This is a genomic window from Wolbachia endosymbiont (group B) of Pilophorus perplexus, from assembly GCF_964028155.1.
Lineage (GTDB): Bacteria > Pseudomonadota > Alphaproteobacteria > Rickettsiales > Anaplasmataceae > Wolbachia.
In genome coordinates this window covers 700,331-717,438 of the sequence record NZ_OZ034754.1, presented here as the reverse complement: position 1 = coordinate 717,438, position 17,108 = coordinate 700,331, and the positions used below count along the sequence as shown (strand labels likewise).

The 17,108-nt window shown below is 33.5% G+C and carries 16 protein-coding genes and 1 tRNA gene; 4 read left to right on the top strand and 13 right to left on the bottom strand.

What is annotated here, in order from left to right:
• Window positions 1-43 precede the first annotated feature (43 nt).
• Window positions 44-994 (top strand): complex I NDUFA9 subunit family protein, encoded by a 951-nt coding sequence (locus ABWU28_RS03700; RefSeq protein WP_213863883.1) that lies wholly within the window; start codon window positions 44-46, stop codon window positions 992-994.
• 8 nt (window positions 995-1,002) lie between these two features.
• On the opposite strand, the gene ABWU28_RS03695 is transcribed toward ABWU28_RS03700, so the two are convergent.
• The 4 genes from ABWU28_RS03695 to rpmF all read right to left on the bottom strand — a co-directional run bounded on the left by ABWU28_RS03695 (window position 1,003) and on the right by rpmF (window position 3,396).
• Window positions 1,003-1,076: transfer RNA gene (locus ABWU28_RS03695), tRNA-Arg, on the bottom strand.
• Between the two features lie 142 nt (window positions 1,077-1,218).
• Window positions 1,219-2,175 (bottom strand): beta-ketoacyl-ACP synthase III, encoded by a 957-nt coding sequence (locus ABWU28_RS03690; protein ID WP_264684864.1) that lies wholly within the window; start codon window positions 2,173-2,175, stop codon window positions 1,219-1,221.
• The gene (gene plsX, locus ABWU28_RS03685; protein WP_353275680.1) at window positions 2,168-3,205 is read right to left on the bottom strand and encodes a phosphate acyltransferase PlsX; all 1,038 of its coding nucleotides are present in this window, start codon (window positions 3,203-3,205) and stop codon (window positions 2,168-2,170) included. The genes ABWU28_RS03690 and plsX overlap by 8 nt, the downstream gene beginning before the upstream one ends.
• Window positions 3,206-3,213: 8 nt before the next feature.
• Entirely contained in the window at window positions 3,214-3,396 is a 183-nt protein-coding gene (gene rpmF / locus ABWU28_RS03680) for a 50S ribosomal protein L32 (protein ID WP_006014434.1), read from the bottom strand.
• 231 nt (window positions 3,397-3,627) lie between these two features.
• Here rpmF and ABWU28_RS03675 point away from each other — a divergent pair, with 231 nt between their 5' ends.
• The gene (locus ABWU28_RS03675; protein ID WP_264376688.1) at window positions 3,628-4,410 is read left to right on the top strand and encodes an MlaE family ABC transporter permease; all 783 of its coding nucleotides are present in this window, start codon (window positions 3,628-3,630) and stop codon (window positions 4,408-4,410) included.
• Complete coding sequence (locus tag ABWU28_RS03670) at window positions 4,403-5,104, top strand: ABC transporter ATP-binding protein (protein ID WP_010405332.1); 702 nt, start codon at window positions 4,403-4,405, stop codon at window positions 5,102-5,104. The genes ABWU28_RS03675 and ABWU28_RS03670 overlap by 8 nt, the downstream gene beginning before the upstream one ends.
• 259 nt (window positions 5,105-5,363) lie before the next feature.
• On the opposite strand, the gene ffh is transcribed toward ABWU28_RS03670, so the two are convergent.
• From ffh to rseP, 7 genes are all read right to left on the bottom strand, one after another.
• The gene (ffh, locus tag ABWU28_RS03665) at window positions 5,364-6,707 is read right to left on the bottom strand and encodes a signal recognition particle protein (RefSeq protein ID WP_052264999.1); all 1,344 of its coding nucleotides are present in this window, start codon (window positions 6,705-6,707) and stop codon (window positions 5,364-5,366) included.
• The gene (locus ABWU28_RS03660) at window positions 6,692-8,251 is read right to left on the bottom strand and encodes a proton-conducting transporter membrane subunit (protein ID WP_052264998.1); all 1,560 of its coding nucleotides are present in this window, start codon (window positions 8,249-8,251) and stop codon (window positions 6,692-6,694) included. Before ABWU28_RS03660 ends, ffh begins: the two co-directional genes overlap by 16 nt.
• A 303-nt stretch (window positions 8,252-8,554) precedes the next feature.
• The gene (locus ABWU28_RS03655) at window positions 8,555-11,623 is read right to left on the bottom strand and encodes a WPE palindromic element domain-containing protein (RefSeq protein WP_353275676.1); all 3,069 of its coding nucleotides are present in this window, start codon (window positions 11,621-11,623) and stop codon (window positions 8,555-8,557) included.
• A 45-nt stretch (window positions 11,624-11,668) separates the two neighbouring features.
• A complete protein-coding gene (gene fabZ / locus ABWU28_RS03650) occupies window positions 11,669-12,100 on the bottom strand; it encodes a 3-hydroxyacyl-ACP dehydratase FabZ (RefSeq protein WP_052265001.1) in 432 nt (143 codons plus the stop codon).
• 4 nt (window positions 12,101-12,104) lie between these two features.
• On the bottom strand, window positions 12,105-12,665 hold the full coding sequence (locus tag ABWU28_RS03645) for an OmpH family outer membrane protein (protein WP_052264996.1): 561 nt from the start codon (window positions 12,663-12,665) through the stop codon (window positions 12,105-12,107).
• Window positions 12,666-14,999, bottom strand: a complete 2,334-nt coding sequence (bamA, locus tag ABWU28_RS03640; protein WP_264376687.1) for an outer membrane protein assembly factor BamA — start codon at window positions 14,997-14,999, stop codon at window positions 12,666-12,668.
• A 7-nt stretch (window positions 15,000-15,006) separates the two neighbouring features.
• A complete protein-coding gene (rseP, locus tag ABWU28_RS03635; RefSeq protein WP_007302416.1) occupies window positions 15,007-16,122 on the bottom strand; it encodes an RIP metalloprotease RseP in 1,116 nt (371 codons plus the stop codon).
• A gap of 99 nt (window positions 16,123-16,221) precedes the next feature.
• Here rseP and ABWU28_RS03630 point away from each other — a divergent pair, with 99 nt between their 5' ends.
• Window positions 16,222-16,488, top strand: a complete 267-nt coding sequence (locus ABWU28_RS03630; RefSeq protein WP_019236875.1) for a succinate dehydrogenase assembly factor 2 — start codon at window positions 16,222-16,224, stop codon at window positions 16,486-16,488.
• On the opposite strand, the gene ABWU28_RS03625 is transcribed toward ABWU28_RS03630, so the two are convergent.
• The gene (locus ABWU28_RS03625; protein WP_007302417.1) at window positions 16,466-16,783 is read right to left on the bottom strand and encodes a cell division protein ZapA; all 318 of its coding nucleotides are present in this window, start codon (window positions 16,781-16,783) and stop codon (window positions 16,466-16,468) included. The genes ABWU28_RS03630 and ABWU28_RS03625 overlap by 23 nt on opposite strands.
• Window positions 16,784-16,826: 43 nt before the next feature.
• Window positions 16,827-17,105 carry an HU family DNA-binding protein gene (locus ABWU28_RS03620; protein ID WP_007302418.1) on the bottom strand — a complete coding sequence of 93 codons (279 nt, stop codon included), beginning with the start codon at window positions 17,103-17,105 and terminating at the stop codon, window positions 16,827-16,829.
• Window positions 17,106-17,108 lie beyond the last annotated feature (3 nt).

Genomic DNA, 17,108 nt, shown 5'->3' with positions numbered 1-17,108 from the left:
ACTATTGTATTAATTTAAAGTTAAGTTATTGGAAGTTTTAACTGTGATAAAACGTATAATTATTTTTGGTGGAACGGGATTTATAGGAAAACACATCGTAAGACGCTTGGCAGCGGCGGGGTATTTAATAAGAATATTTACTCGTGATCAGGAAAAAGCTGCTTGTCTGAAGTTATGTGGAAATTTAGGACAAATATCAATAATTGAAGGAGATTTTTTTAATGAAAGATCAATTTTAGAAAGTATGGAGGGGTGTGATGTTGTTATAAATTTAGTAGGAATATTATATGAAAAAAGAAAATACGATTTCTATGACGTTCATGTTAGAGTAGCTGAAAGAATAGCAAAAGCTGCGCAAATAAAAAGTGTATACATGATGATACATTTTTCTGCCATGGGAATAGAAAATAGTAAGCTGTCAAGATACGCCCACAGTAAATTAGAAGGTGAAAAAGCTGTAACTTCAGCATTTCAGGGAGCAATAATAATTAAGCCAAGTCTTGTATTCGGTAAAGAAGATAGTTTCTTCAATAAATTTGCAAGATTAGCAACAATTCTTCCTTTTTTGCCGTTAATCGGTAGTGGAATAACGAAGTTTCAGCCGATATGTGTAACAAACTTAGCTGAAGTGGTATACCGTATTATCAGCTTTAATAAGCAAGATAAAAAAATTTATAATATAGGTGGACCAAAAGTTTACTCTTTTAAAAGCTTATTAAAGTTTATTCTGAATGTGACTAACAGAAAGTGTCTACTGATCAATGTACCTTTTCCAATGGCAAGATTGATAGCCTTTTTCTTAGAAAGTAAAGTTGTTTCTGTACTGTTAAAACCTATAACCGGAGATGCAAGCCCTATACTTACTCGAGATCAGGTGAAAGTTATGATGAGTAGTTCAATCGAAAAGTCAGATGATCTCGGAACAATGAAAATTAGACCACTAGCAATTGAAAATGTGGTACCAGAATACTTGAAAATTTATAGAAAGCATTGATAGAAGAATGTGCCCGGTAGGATTCGAACCTACGACCCACAGCTTAGAAGGCTGTTGCTCTATCCAACTGAGCTACGGGCACACATCATATATAAAATGCTTCTTAGTACACGTGAAGTCAAGTATTTCTTGTGAATATAATGTTTGTGATAATATCTCAAAACTTTGTCAGTACAGCATGTAACGATAAAACTGAGAAAAAAGAAGCGTGGGTAATAGGAAGTCTAATAGCGCAGTAACACAGAACCCCAGGTCAGGCCTGCACCTATTGAAATCAGCAGTACCAGATTTCCTGATTTTATTTTTGATTCTTGTATTGCATAGTCTAAGGCCAGTGGAATTGATGCTGCTGAGGTGTTTGCATGCTTATCAACGGTATTAATCACTTTCTCTATAGGAAAATCTAATTTCTTTACTACTGCTTCAATAATACGAATGTTTGCTTGATGGGGAATTAACCAGTCAATATCAATGATTTTCAAATTATTGCATTTCAGAGTTTCCTCTACTGAGGCTGTTAACTTATCCACTGCATGTTTAAACACTTCTCTTCCATTCATAAGTATCTTTCCAGAATCACGAGTAGAGGATACCCCTCCGTTCGTACATAGTATGTCCACATTGCCATCAGAGTGTAAGTTTGTTGATATGATGCCGCTGCTACCCATTTCTGATTTTATTATCACTGCACCAGCACTATCACCAAAGAGTACACAAGTTGACCTATCTTCCCAGTCAACAATCCTAGACATTATTTCAGCACCAATAACGAGCGCATATTTTATTCTATTGTGAGATTTTATGAGCGAATCAGCAACTGTAACTGCATATATAAAACCAGAGCATGCTGCTTGTACATCAAAAGAAAATGCATTTTTACATTTTAACTTACTTTGTACAATCGTTGCACAGCTAGGCAAAGTTTTGTCAGGTGTTGTTGTTGCAACTATGATCAAACCAATTTCATCTATTGAAATTTTCGCTTTTTCTATAGCATTTTTTGCTGCATTAACAGCTAAATCTGACGTTAGTTCTCCTTCATCTGCTATATGTCTTTGAACTATTCCTGTTCTTTGCCGTATCCATTCATCGTTTGTTTCAACTATCGATGCAATTTCGTTATTACTCAAAATTTTTTTTGGTAGGTAAGAACCAGTGCTCAATATGAAACTTTTATTCAATATGACTTACCCCGTTAATTATCTTCTGGTTCAAATTTTCACTGATTGCATTTACTGCAAATTTTATAGCGTGAGCAAAAGAAATAGCATCAGAATTTCCGTGGCTCTTTATAATGATACCATTTAGCCCTAAAAACATAGCTCCACTTCTAATTTTAGGATTAAAACGCTCTAATGCTTTATTTAGCTTGGGTTTTAACAATATGCCGACAAGCATTTTTGTCATCCATGAATTAAATACTTCCTGTTTTATTAGACTGATAAAAGTACCAGCAGTTGCCTCAGCTGTCTTGAGCATTACATTACCAACAAAACCATCAGCAACAATTACGTCTATATTACCATCTAAAAATTCACTTGCCTCTATATATCCTTTGAAGTTAATACTTGGAGCATTTTTGAGTAACTCAAAAGCTCCTCTTACTGAGTCAGTACCTTTCACTTCCTCTGTACCAATGTTTAGCAAAGCGACTTCAGGATTTTCAACTTTTAATGCTATTTTTGCAAATATACTCCCCATTAATGCAAATTGAAATAATGAGTCAGTATTACAGTCAACATTTGCACCAAGATCAAGCAATGCAAAGCTTTTTGTCTTAGTTGGACAGACAGATGCAATAGCAGGACGATAGATATTGGGTAATGTTCCTAAAATAAATCTGGAGATAGCCATCAATGCTCCAGTGTTGCCTGAAGACACCATCCCAAAAGCTTTACCTTTTTTCACTGCTTCAACAGCTGCCTTCATACTTGAATCTTTGCGATGTCTAAGTGCAAAAGAGGGTTTATCATTTGGAAGAACATTATCAGAGCAATGGGTAAATTCGGAGTTATCGCTTACTTTTTTGTATTTTGGAAGCAAAGGAGATATTTCTTTCTGATCTCCATAAATATGAAAAAAAACTTCAACACCTGGGTCAACAAGATTATCCAAGAAAAAACTAGCACCTTGAATTACGGAAAGAGGTGCAAAATCCCCTCCCATAGCATCAAGTGCGATAACTATGTTGTTGTTGACCGTGGGTAACATATCATGAGTTACTCCGCCTTTTGTTTAATGAAAACACGTTTTCCTTTGTAACTATTGTCAACTGCTATGTTGTGAGGCAACATGAATTCTCCAGTTGTTGCACATACTACAATATTCTTAGGCTTAATAGCATGATGAGAACGATGCATATTACGCCTTGACTTTGACTTTTTTCTCTTCGGAACTGCCAAAACTTACTCCAATTCAATTATATAACACAATTTATTAGTAGCATGTTTTTTACAAGGAGTAAATAGCAAAATAAATAAGGTTTTCTTATACAATTCAGTCTTATAAACTTAAACTCAAGCATTTTGATCAAAGTATATTGAACTTAAGACATATCTTGACTATACTCTGGCGAAGTTAATAAAAATTTTAATAAAATCAGTAAAACTAATTTTAGCTAAGATAAATGTAAAGTGAGTTCCTTTAATATAGACAGCGTTAGAATAATCGGTAGATGCTTTATGAACTTTCTGTTGAGGATTGGTAACGCATTTGTATTTTTTATTCAATCTCTATACCACTGCTTTATTCCTCCATATTATTTTAGCAATGTGGCAAGACAAATTATAGAGATAGGCTTTTTCTCTTTGCCAATTGTTGGGCTCACTGGAGTTTTTATAGGAGCAGTGATAGTTTTACAGAGTAGCTTAAGTGGTATATTGATTAATCAAGAACAAGTAGTACCTAAACTTGTTACGATCACTATCATTAAAGAGTTAGGGCCAGTTTTGATCAGCTTAATAATGGTAGGAAAGGTTGGGTCCTCAATTGCAGCAGAAATTGGCACGATGCGCATCACTGAACAAATAGATGCACTTACAACTTTGGACATCAATCCTTTCAAATATTTAATTGTACCAAGAATTCTAGCGTCAGTTATAGTATTTCCAATACTTACAGTATGTGCAGATCTAATAGGAATATTTGGAGGGTATGTCACCGCAGTCTTTGAATTTAACCACAATTTAAATATATACATAAAATATACAGCTCAATTCTTTAATATGTACGATTTTATTGTTGGGCTAATGAAAGCGACTGCTTTTGGAGCCATAATTTCTGTTTCAAGTTGTTATTACGGTTACCATTGTAGGGAAGGTGCACGAGGAGTAGGTGTTGCTACAACATCAACTGTTGTTTTTTCGTCCATATTGATCATTTTAGCAAACTACTTGATTACTTTGATACATGTATAGCCCCATAATATCAATATTGAACCTAAGCTTGTCTTTTGATGATAGAACGATATTAAACAACATAAGTTTTAATATATCGAAGGGGGAATCATTAGTCATACTTGGCGGCTCAGGAAGTGGTAAATCTGTATTAACAAAAATAATCATTGGATTGCTAAAACCAGACTCAGGGTCTATTAAAATAAATAGTGAAAGCAAAAATAAATTTGGAGTCTTATTTCAAAATTCTGCTTTATTTGACTACGTTACAGTGTGGGAAAATATATCTTTTAATTATAAAAAGCGCTTTAATATCAGCGAAAAGGAGGCAAAACAGCTAGCAATCGAGAAGTTAAATGATGTTGGACTGGAGGAAAGCATAGCAGATATGTTTCCAATCGAGCTATCAGGCGGAATGAAAAAAAGAGTAGCACTTGCAAGGGCGATTGCGCACAATCCAGAAATTATTGTATTGGATGAGCCAACTTCAGGATTGGACCCAATTATGTCAGATATGGTAAACGAGATAATAATAAAATTATCTAAAGACTTTAACCCTACAATTATCACGATTACACATGATATTCATAGTGCATTTAAAATAGCTGATAAAATAGCAGTATTATACGAAGGGAATATTATCTACCACGGAACTGTCCAAGAAATACAAAATACTAATAACGAATATATAAAAAAATTCATTCATTATATATAGCTATAGGTTTACAAACGATATTGTGAATGCCACATCTAGCATAACTTGAGCTACTGACAATTGTCGTTCTGTTACTAGTGTAGTGCCACGGTGGTATGGTGTGTTAGCTATAAAACAACGCATTAAATATAGCTAAAGTAACTTATATCAATTTTTATTATTATGCCAATTCCAACTGCGGAAATTTATTGAATTTGTTACTTCACTACTCAACAGCAATTACAACTGATGATTTTATTTCATTCTACTACCTGCTGATTTATTTTCTGCTCAGCATATCCATTAAATCAGATTCTTTGAGTTTATTATGATCAACTTTACTGAATTTATTCACCATAGAGCTCATTTGATTATACTGCTTAATTAGAAGATTAACGTCAGTTACACTTGTTCCGGACCCCTTAGAAATTCTAAGTCTTCTTTTGCCATTTAAAATATCTGGATTTTGCCTTTCTTTTTCGGTCATTGAGTTTATGATGGCTATATATTTTTTCACTTTATTGTCGTCTGGCACACTGCTACTTAGCTTTTTTGTGAATGAACTAGGGATGAATTTCATTATGTTGCTAATGCCATCCATTTTACTCAGAGTTTTTAACATTCCCACTAGGTCGTTTAGATCGAATTTACCCTTTTTTACTTTCTTTTGTAACTTATCAATTTCTTCCTGACCAACAATCTCAGCAGCTTTTTCAACCAATGATACAACATCACCCATGCTAAGTATCCTTTTTGCAATTCTATCGGGATAAAAATCATCGAGGTCACTTAATTTTTCACCACAAGCAATAAATTTAATTGGACAATCGGTGATCATTTTCATAGAAAGAGCAGCACCACCACGTGCATCACCATCAACACGGGTGAGAATAATGCCGGTTACACCTATTACCTCATTGAATGATTTGGCAATGTTGACCGCATCCTGGCCTATCATTGCGTCGGCTACTAAAATAACTTCTGCAGGTGAAGCTATTTCCTTTACGGCTTTCAACTCATTCATCATATTATTGTCAATATGAAGCCTGCCTGCGGTGTCTAGTATTAATACATCATAATTATCGTTCTTTGCTGCTGCCAGTGCCCTTTTTGTAATTGCAATAGGCTCCTCATTTATTACTATAGATAAAGTTTGTACGTCTATCTGTTTACCTAGCACCTCAAGTTGTTTCTGGGCAGCCGGCCTATAAATGTCTAAAGAGGCAAGCATCACTTTTTTCTTTTGCTTTTTTAGCTTGAAAGCAAGCTTTCCTGAGGTAGTTGTTTTACCTGCACCTTGTAAGCCCACCATCATAATCACAGCAGGGGGTTTAACTGCTAGATTTAAGTCACTTTTCTCTGATCCGAGAACTGCAACTAAATTATCCTGCACAATTTTAATTATCATTTGTGCTGGAGAAACACTTTTTATGACTTTTTCCCCAATCACTTTATCTTTAATGTCGTTGATGAATTTTTTTGCAACTTCAAGTGAAACGTCAGCTTCAATTAAAGCTATACGTATTTCACGCATGGCAAGATTAAAATCATCTTCAGAAATGATCGACTTTCCTCTCAGTTTACTAAATACAGAATTTAAACTTTCAGTTAACGATTTAAACATAATAGCATTAGTAGAATACTCATTAAAAAGAGAGAAGAAGCTGAAACAAAACTCACTGAGTTATAACTTAGCACTTCTTTAAGTTTAGTAATATTATTAAAGTATAAATTAGTAAGTGAATTAGTCAAGTTTTGCAGTACGTTGGCAGACATTTCTCTCACTTTAAAGACCAATTGATTGAACAGCAAGACAATATAGGGTACGAAAGCTCTAAAAATCCAATCAATATCCATTTTAAAATTTATTCTTGGGTAAAATAACTTGCGTAAAGGAATAAACAATAAAGTGGTACATAATAACAAATTAAATTGCGACAAAATATTTTTTGTGTTGTACACAAAATCGAAAATCGAAGGGTTATTGTAAATAGGCAAGTAAGGGTTGCCAGCAATTATACATATGAATGCTAAAATAATCATTGTTATTCTACCTTCTTTCCCTTCTGAAGGTTTGGACTTGCTTTTAGCGATAAATATGTAATAGAAAAACTTGAGCCCCACGCTTAAATAAAGCAGTAAATTTAGAATCTTGTATAAATTTTTATACACTTCTAAATTAGCACCACTTGCTTCAATCTCGGCTGTAATGTATGATTTGCTAATAAATCCAACGGTTCCAGGAAATGCAGCCACTGTGAATATCGCAATTATAGCACACATGCCTTCGACTGACATCAATTTACCCACTCCATTAAAACTAATTGTTTTTGTCCGCGAAATAATCGCATTGCTAACCACAAACAATAATGATTGATAAACAAGAGAGAAAATTATGTGTAGCATCAAAATTGGTATTGCCTTTTCCGAAGGGCTGAGTAAACCTCCTGCAATAATCAGCAAGCCCATTTGTCCTACAACATTATAGCATAGAAATCTACGAATATTTTGCTCAAGAGAAGCAAATATAATGCTGTAAATTACAGTGATGGCGCCTACAAGTGCTAATATTTCAGTACAATCTTGCCATAGGGTGTAAGTGTGTAAAAGCATCACTAAAAAAGAGACTTTAGTGGTAAATAAAGAGAGATATGTAGTGCCATGTAGTGATGCAGCAGGATATGCATCAACAACCCAAAACGAAAAAGGAAAACAAGCGCAGTTTATCAATAAACCCAAAATTATCAGGTTAGTGCTTTGAAGTGCCAATCCTGCTGTCAATATAACTCCAACCAAAAAGTGTACACAAGCGTACCTTATTGCAGATCCACTATCTCTACAGCTAGCTGCGATAATAAAAAATGCACTGATGGTCATTAATTCAAAGAATATTATAACCAACATTATCTGCTTGGATAAAATTGCACAGAGTGAGCAGGTAGTATAAGCAAAAAAAGATAGCATCTCTGAAAAAGTCAAATTTTGTGTTGGTAGAACAGCTAAAAATGCAACTGATAAAAAAGATATTAGTACGATACGAAAAGATAAATCAAAATTTAGAACTGGATGAGAGCAATTCAGTGTAGTACCTAAATTTTCAGGTAATATTAGGACTATCACTATTAATGTAGTCAACAGAAATAGCAATAAAAATTTATAAAGTTGCACAATGATGTAAAACAGTATGGTTTATGCTACCTCAACATACAAATAAAATCAATTTGCATATTAACCACTAGTTAAGCTAATTACCATATAATTATATCAGGGTTTAGAAGGTTATAGAGAAACCGGTCAGATTAGGTTTTTAATCTAATCTGACCGATAGCTTTAATAGTGAGGTAAGCTTTAATATAGCACTCCTAATTCACAGTGCTACACTCGTGCATAATTTATTTTTAATTTGTGCACGAGCGTTAGTAAATTATTTACTTTTTGAAATAAAATTTGGCATCACTTTAATATCCAGACTTAGTAAACCTCAGTAGGGCTGCCAGTTGGACCCATAAGAATTACTTGTTCACCTTCTTTAAAACATTTACATAAATTAGTGGAACCGCCAGTTTCAAGCACAATAGTGGAAATAATTCCTTTTTTTTTGTCTACTTCAGTGCCGGTTACAGCTATACCTTCCATAGCAAGGGTTGTATTATTGACTTTTCTGCTATTGATTGCAAAATTTTGCAACCTAAAGAATTGTCCGGGTTTAAAATTTTTTGCCGCAAGTGGTGCTTTGATCACTATTTCCACAACTTTGTCAGTTAAATATTGAATTTTTATAATCTTTGCGGTGAATTGCTCTTTGATTCTATTAAAAAATTTTTCGTTAGCCAGGTGTTCTGATATTATTCCAGCGCGTGACGCTTTAGTGTACAAATGCTGCAATTTGTAGGTAATTCGCATAGTAGGTGGTGTTATGCAAGTAGCTGACACTGGAATCCAGTTCTGACTATACAACCATCTGATGTACTCATTCAAAATTAAGTTTTCTGGATCCCAGTGTCTGGGCACTGGAATGACATCTTTTTTGGTGAAAGTTACTCTTACATTACAACATTCATACAAGTGTGCATATGACTCCGAGATTCTAGCTGGAGTGGGAGAAATGAAGCTAACTCTATTCAAAAGCTGAGAAATGATAGGGTAGCCGTTCTTAGCACTTGCCATAGCTTTCACGACGCTGCCGCTATACGAAGGGTGAAGATCACCAAAAAAGCTAATTGTTTTATTGTCTTGCTTATATACCAATATCCTGTCTTTATCCTGCATCTTAGGAGAAAATACAGGATCTATTTCTTTTCCTAATGAGTTTAAATGAATAAAATATCCATTACTTAGTTGAAAATGCTTTTTATCTTCTGTTGCAATAGCCGTGTTTGGTTCAGTGCCTGCTGCTATGAGAATAGAGCGTGCTTTGATACATTTAATTTCGTGGGATTTTGTATCAATCAGTTTTATCAACTCAGCATGATTATATTTGTCTGTAACAATTTCAATAGGCTCTAAGTTTTCAATGAAGTAGATTCCTTCTGACAATGCATTTTGCACCTCTTCGCTATTTAATCGATAGCTCGGTGAATCTTTTAGCTCTTTTCTGTATATAATTTTCACTCCCCCGAAGCTCTTAGTTAGTTCCAATATTTTTGCTTCTCTATTCTCTTTTTTTGCTAACTCTTGCTCTGCTTGGATCAATTTTGCGTGCGATATAAGCTCATTTGCAATTTCATATTCTTCTTCCGTCCAATCTTTTTCAACATATTTCTTTCCATACTTATCAACTAATATCTCATAACGAAGAAGAAATTTTTCTACTTGAATTGGATAATATGCTAAAGCTTCAGTGGCAGTATCAATTGCAGTGAGTCCTGCACCTATGACAACTATCGGCATGCGAACTTGCAGATTTGCTATGGAGTCGAACTTAAGAGCACCGGTAAGTTGTAATGACATCAGAAAATCAGATGCCATGCGCACTCCGCGAGCCAGCATATTCTTTATTTTGATCATTCGTGGCTTGCCAGAGCCAAGTGCTAGTGCGATGTGATCAAAACCCAAGTTGAAGGCATCATCAACATTAATCGTGCCATCAAAACGAATGCCTCCATAAAGTGCGAAATTCTCACGCCTTTCCAGTAGTAATCTAATAATCTTTAAGTAATTTTTATCCCATCGGGAAGTAATGCCATATTCTGCCACCCCACCAAACCCATCTGCTATGCGTTCACTCAATTTTTCGTGTTTGAAATCTTTAATTAGCTGAAAATTATCGATCAAAGGTTCAATCTTTAGTCCATCAATGGCGATAACGTTATGCCCATCGTTTAATAAATGATGAGCTAAATTAAAACCCGCAGGACCAAGTCCTACAACTAGAACGTTTTTTCCAGTATTTTCTTTTGGCAATGGACGCTGAAAATTTAAAGGATTCCAACGGCTAAGCAGAGAATATATTTCAAATCCGTACGGCAAATTGAGTACGTCGTCCAAAATCCTTGTTTCAACCACTGGCACATTTACAGGCTCTTGTTTCTGATATATGCATGAGTTTATGCAATCATTGCATATTCTATTCCCAGTAGCTGCACATAATGGGTTATCTATCATCACAATTGCAAGACTTGCTATGCTATATCCTTCGCTTTTTACCAGATTCATTTCTGATATTTTCTGCTCTAGTGGGCAGCCGTGCAGCTCAACTCTAAGTGGAGACTTTTTGAAAGTGTTGTCATCATTGATTAGCCCCTTTGAGCAGCTGTCCTTACTTTGCTTATGACAAAATATGCAGTAGTGAGCATTATCTAGTGCTTTATTCAAACTCACCTTTTTGCTTGTTAGATCAAAACCATATCTTCTTTTCACCTCATTTGAATACAGAACCTCAACCTCGTCTACTTCTTTTTTCAAGAATGATACGAGATTTTCGTAATCAATTTTCTTATGTATGCTAAATAGTATACTCTGTTTATTTTTTACTCTCCAAACTGCATATTGAGCCGCAAGTTCTATTTCTTCTTTGTGATCCTCTTTATTTTCAAGCCAACTCATTACCTGCTCAGAAAAGTTTTTTTCTGTTGTCGGTAAAGTAATGAAACTATTTAATTTGTTAGTGACATAATCAATATTTGCTACATCAGTGTATTTCTTCAATGCATAACGCTGAACAAATAATCTTTTGCATCTGTATATTACAGCAAAGTCATTGTGTTTTTCCTTTAACTCTTCTACTTCTTTTTCAATATTGAAAAATTTTGCAATAAATTCATCAAGTAAATGTGAGAGATCCATTATTAACTGGCTATTACAACCATCTTTCATCCAAGCTGGAATCCATCCTTCTTGTTTTCTGGATCCCAGTGTCAAGCACTGGGATGAACACTGGGATGACATCGAAGAAGAAGCTGCTTTTTCTCTTGCTTCAACTAATGAATAAAACAAGCTTTCATCGCACGATTTTATGTAATCCAAAAACGCCTTATCTAACTTTATTAATTCACTACGAGTGTATAAGTTTGAAAATGAGATTTTGAAATTCAGTTGCATCTTTATACTATACAGTGTACATACTGTTTCTTACAAATGAAGATTTTATTTATTTTTTAATGCTGCTGAGATTATTGCTTCTGCAACTTTTTCTTCCTTAACATATGCAACACACTCAAATTTGTGTAGACCTAAACGCACACTTTGAATATTAGCTTGAAGAATCAATACGTCTCCTGGAGTAACTGGCTTTGTGAATTTTGCATTTTCAATGGATCTCAAGTAAACAACTTTATTTTCTATTGTTTCTTTACCGAGGACACATATAGCAGATGCCTGAGCTAAAGACTCAATTATCAAAACTCCTGGCATTATCGGATGGCCAGGAAAATGACCAATAAAAAATTGCTCGTTGAAAGTCACATTTTTGATTGCTTTTATACTTTCACCAGGTTCGCATTCTATAACCCTATCTACTAAGAGAAAAGGATAAGAATGTGGTAGTATTTTTATAATATCACTGATATTACATTGCATAAGTCTATTCAATGTTTTGCAAAGCAAATTCGGGTATTTCCTTGTTTACATTTTTTAATACTACATCCGATAAATCTACTTCATCCATAGAGTATAAAACTTGATTCTTTTTTGAAATAAATAGTACCAAATCTATGTTGTTTTTTTCTGCTGTTTTTTTAGCAACTTCTTTTATCTTGTTAAAGACACTTTCTACTGCTTCTCTATAATTTTCTTCTAAATGTGACATTTTCTTAGCGTAATTATCCCTAACACTTACAGTATGCTTACTAAATTGTTCTGTCTTTTCTTTTTTTGCTTCTTCTGACAAAAGGTCAAATTCTTCTTTCGATGGCTTAAATTTTTCTAACTCATTTTCAAATTCCTTCTGTAATCTAGAATTCTGCTCCTTTATTTGTTGTTGTATATTTTGCAGAGCCAGAGATTCATTGATAACCTTATCACTATCAATAATGGCAGCCTTTGTATTAAGCGTGCTCTGAGGTTGATACCCTACAAACTTATACCCCACAAATAAGGAAATAATTAAGGCAATAACTGATGTAAATAACTGTATATATTTCATTTAAATCCCCGCTTCAATAGAAATTTTAACGTTTGTCGATGGTATTATGTCATAAGCTTCCTTTACTAAAGGAAACCCAAAATCTAATCTAATTCTACCAAAAGGAGAAGGCATTGAAAAGCCAAAACCTGGTGATACTCTTATAAGCTTACTATCGTAATATTTCCCACTATATCCCTTCTTTTCATCTAAACCAAAAAGTGTTGCATAGTCAACAAATAGTGAGCCTTTGATACCAGCATAGTCGTATAATTTAGATAGTGGAAAATCTACTTGCTGTGTTAAATTAAAATAAGTTTTGCCTCCCAATGAGCTTTGATTTTTGTCTTCTGCTCTTGGTCCAATGCCGGAAAGGTCAAATCCTCTAATCTCATTGCCACCTTTAAAGAAGTGCTGGCCAATGTTTAGATCTTCATCGGTATAAGAAAAAATATGACCTGCTGCTACTTTAAAGCGCAGTGTTATATCATCATCAATTTTGCTTAATATAGGATGTGTATAAAAAGATAAGAATTCAGATTTTAGGAAATTTACATTTCCCCATAATCCTGAAATATCCTGACTTAAACGCAATAAATATCCCTCTTTAGGAGTATAGAGGTTATCCAGTTTATTGTACGCTAACGTGTATCCCACTGATGAAACCTGATACTCACCTTCTTGATCTCTTATTATCTCAGAGATATCCTCATCTTTTCCACCCTTATTGTCCATGTGTATGTGATTATACTTATAAGAATATTGAAAGGAATTGGTTAGATTTTCTGAGATTTTATATGATACTTTTGCTATTCCTCCCCAGTTGCAGGTATCGAAAGTAGTGTTTGGTTTGTCTTGTTTTTCATAAAAAACACCCATGCCTAGTGAAGTATCAGAGTCGTTAAAATTATTTTCAACAGCGTCTATACTAGTAGAAAGAACATATTGACTTTTTTCAAGAGCAAAAGATACTTCTTTACCACTACCAAATAAATTACGATCTGTGAAATCGGTTTTAACAAATACTCCACCAGGAAGAGACATACCACCTGTTAAAGATAACGAGGCAGTTCTTTTTTCTTTAACATTTAAATCAAGATTCACTGCATTGTCATCCACTGTATAACTATTTATTTTTACTGTTTCAAAGAAATCACTATATATCAATTTTCTACGTGATTTTTGGATCTCAGATGTGTTATATGCGTCACCTTCTGCCATGCTAAGTTTTCTTCTAATTACTTTATCTAAAGTGCGGTCATTGCCATCAATAGTAATTTGGTTTATATAAATCTTTTTACCTGGTAGCACTTTGTAAGTTACATCCACAATATTGTTATGTTGTGTATATTCTGGATTAACTTTTGCAAATATATATCCTTTTTCGCTTAAATGTTTACTTATTTTTTCTGCTGTATTGTTAATTTTAACTCTATTAAATATTTGATTATTTTCCTCTTTGATAAATTCTAATATTTCTTCCCTTAAACTTAAATCCTGAATCTCAGTTTCAATATCAACTTCATTATTTCCAAATAAGTATTGCTGCTTTTCATCAATCAAAAAAGTTAACTCTATTTGGTTATTATTATCAACCTCAACAATTGGTTGGATATTATTTTGAATATATCCCTTAGATGAATAGAAGCGATCAAGCAGTTCTGTGTTAATCAGTAGATATTGAGGTGAATAATGAGTTCCGCTTTTAAAAATGGCTCTAAATAACTTACTAAATATATCATTGCTATGCCTTTTGATAACTTGCTCTAACTCATTTGCTGAAAAGTTTTTATTACCTATAAATCGTAAACCCTTAATTTTAGAAGTTCTTCCTTCTTTTATCTTAAAAATTAGGTTTATCCTATTGCTACCAAGCTTATCTAGCTCATATGCAATTTTAACACCAATTTTACCACTGTTCCTATAAAGAGTAGCTAGATTTATTAAATCGTTTTGTAATTTTGTTTCAGTGAAAATAGTTAGTGATTTTGACTGGATAACGTTATTTAGCAACTCTTTACTGTTAAATAACTTATTGCCTTTCAATATTACTTTGTTAATCAATGGATTCTCATGAATTTTTACTACTAAGTTTTTTTCATCATCGATATAGGCGTTAATACTAGCAAATAACTTTGTTTTATATAAATCTTTTATAACTGAATCTACATCATCATCATTTATATGATTACCTGGTTCTAATTTTGTATAAAACCTTATTGTTTGATCACTTACTCGCTCATTGCCAATATACTTAATATTTTTTATCTGTACTTTTTCCTTATTTTCTAGAGCAACAAGTAGAGTGGGAAAAGAAATAAATATTATTATTAGTATGTGAAATAACTTTTTCATATGTATCTTAAAAAAGATGCCTAATATCATTTGTGATTGCAACTGCCATCAACAAAAACAGTATGGTAGCACCAAAAGTGGCTGCATATTTTTGATATTTCAAACTCAAATCTCTACGTATAACTGCTTCTATAATATAATGAAATAAATGCCCACCATCTAGTAGTGGTATTGGCAGCAAGTTAATTGCAGCTAAATTCGCTGAAATAATTGCCATAAAATATAGAACCATAATAAGTCCCTTTTTAGCTGATTGCCCTGAATATTTTGCAATTTTTATTGGCCCACCTATTTCATTTATACTCCTTTTACCAACAACAATTTGAAAGAGTGCTTTGATTGTTAAACACATAGTGTGGTAGGTTTCATTCACTGATAGGCTAGCAGCTCCAAGAAAAGATGACTGTTTTAACCCTATCATATTAATTGAGGTAATTCCTATAGTTTTTCTTTCTATTATGTTACCAAAGACATCTCTATCCTCAACTGTAAACGGAGTTAGAATAGTTCTGTACTCTTCGTTATTTCTGCTATACTTAATTTCTATTCTTGTTTCAGGGTTGGACATTATCACGCGTGAAATATCTTCAAAGTATTTTATTTTGTACTCATTGATCTGTGTAATAGTGTCACCTGGTAATAGGCCAGCTTGCTTTGCTGCACTTTCTTCAATTACATTACCAATTACTGGTGGAGTACGATAATAACCTGCCACGCTGAAAAATATTGTGAAGGCTATAACGGTAAATATCATGTTTGCAAAAGGCCCTGCAAAAACTATTGCTGCTTTTTGATATCGAGGTTTTGTATGGAATGAGTATAATTTTTCTTCTTCAGTTAATTTTTGTTGATCAACAGGAACGCTTGCTGCATTAGTATCCCCTAACATTTTAACGTAACCACCCAATGGAAAGGCACTTAATTTCCATCTAGTTCCAGACTTGTCGTTAAAACCAAAAATTTCAGGACCAAAGCCTATAGAAAAAGATTCAACTTTAACCTTGCATGCTTTAGCGACAATATAATGCCCACATTCATGCACGAATACTATGATAGAAATTATTAAAGAAAACGATAAAAAATAATATATTCCAGCGCTAAGTTGATGAGAAATTAATTCCACCTATGTTTTAAATCTTAATCAAACGTTGAGTATATTAAAATGCGCCTTGCTTGACAAGTATTTAGTTTAGTCTTTAAATTAAAAAAAAGTTTAATGACAATGATAGATATCTCCTTATTAAGAAGAAAACTGATGTATAGGAGTTGGCATAGGGGTTGTAAAGAAACTGATATACTTTTAGGGCATTTTGCATTGAAATATCTTGATAAATTTTCCTTAAGTGAACTAATTGAATACGAAAAAATAGTTGATCTTGATGATTGCGAATTATATTGTTACATAACTCGTAAGAGACTTCTCCCCCCTGATTTGAGTAGTGAGGTAGTCGATTTGATTGCTTCCTTTAATCACTTATGCACCCAATAATCTTGTTTACCCTATCTAATACTTCAGCATATTCTACTCTTTTTTCCTCCTTATACTTTTTGCATTCTTGATTTATTTCGTCTAATCGCTTTGTTAATTCTAAAATTTTGTCTTCGAGAGTCAATGCTGCAAGTAAGAAATTTAATGCATCTGAGCCCTTACCTCCAGTTCTTTGAGATATGGAGCTAACTAGCTTGTTGAAGCTATTAGCAAGTTGTAATAAATGGTCCTTCTTTTTACTTTCGCAAGATATTTTATATGTGTTATTATGTATAACTATTTCTACTACTTGCATATGATGCTATATTGTACAACTTTCAAATTTACAATATAGATTTTCATTCATTTATCAAGAGGGATAACTTTTTACTGCTACGAAAATAAGTTTTAAAGTATTGATGTTTTGCAACCTTCTGTGACGTCAAATTACTTGCTTCTTTCAAGTTATAGCTTCTAATTGAAAAAGAACCAAACCCCCTGATTTCAACTCTATTATGATATTTTAACGTGTTTGAAAACACTCGAAAAAAACTATCAACTATGGCTGCTATAATAACCTTATCTAACAAAAGGTTTTTTTTTGCCACTTTTGCTATTATATCAGATTTCGTTGCCATTTA

Coding starts and splice junctions, on each gene's coding strand:
- ABWU28_RS03630 (WP_019236875.1), top strand. CDS start 16,222: ATGATAGATATCTCCTTATTAAGAAGAAAACTGATGTATAGGAGTTGG.
- ABWU28_RS03645 (WP_052264996.1), bottom strand. CDS start 12,665: ATGAAATATATACAGTTATTTACATCAGTTATTGCCTTAATTATTTCC.
- ABWU28_RS03620 (WP_007302418.1), bottom strand. CDS start 17,105: ATGGCAACGAAATCTGATATAATAGCAAAAGTGGCAAAAAAAAACCTT.
- ABWU28_RS03670 (WP_010405332.1), top strand. CDS start 4,403: ATGTATAGCCCCATAATATCAATATTGAACCTAAGCTTGTCTTTTGAT.
- plsX (WP_353275680.1), bottom strand. CDS start 3,205: ATGTTACCCACGGTCAACAACAACATAGTTATCGCACTTGATGCTATG.
- ABWU28_RS03655 (WP_353275676.1), bottom strand. CDS start 11,623: ATGCAACTGAATTTCAAAATCTCATTTTCAAACTTATACACTCGTAGT.
- ffh (WP_052264999.1), bottom strand. CDS start 6,707: ATGTTTAAATCGTTAACTGAAAGTTTAAATTCTGTATTTAGTAAACTG.
- ABWU28_RS03625 (WP_007302417.1), bottom strand. CDS start 16,783: ATGCAAGTAGTAGAAATAGTTATACATAATAACACATATAAAATATCT.
- fabZ (WP_052265001.1), bottom strand. CDS start 12,100: ATGCAATGTAATATCAGTGATATTATAAAAATACTACCACATTCTTAT.
- bamA (WP_264376687.1), bottom strand. CDS start 14,999: ATGAAAAAGTTATTTCACATACTAATAATAATATTTATTTCTTTTCCC.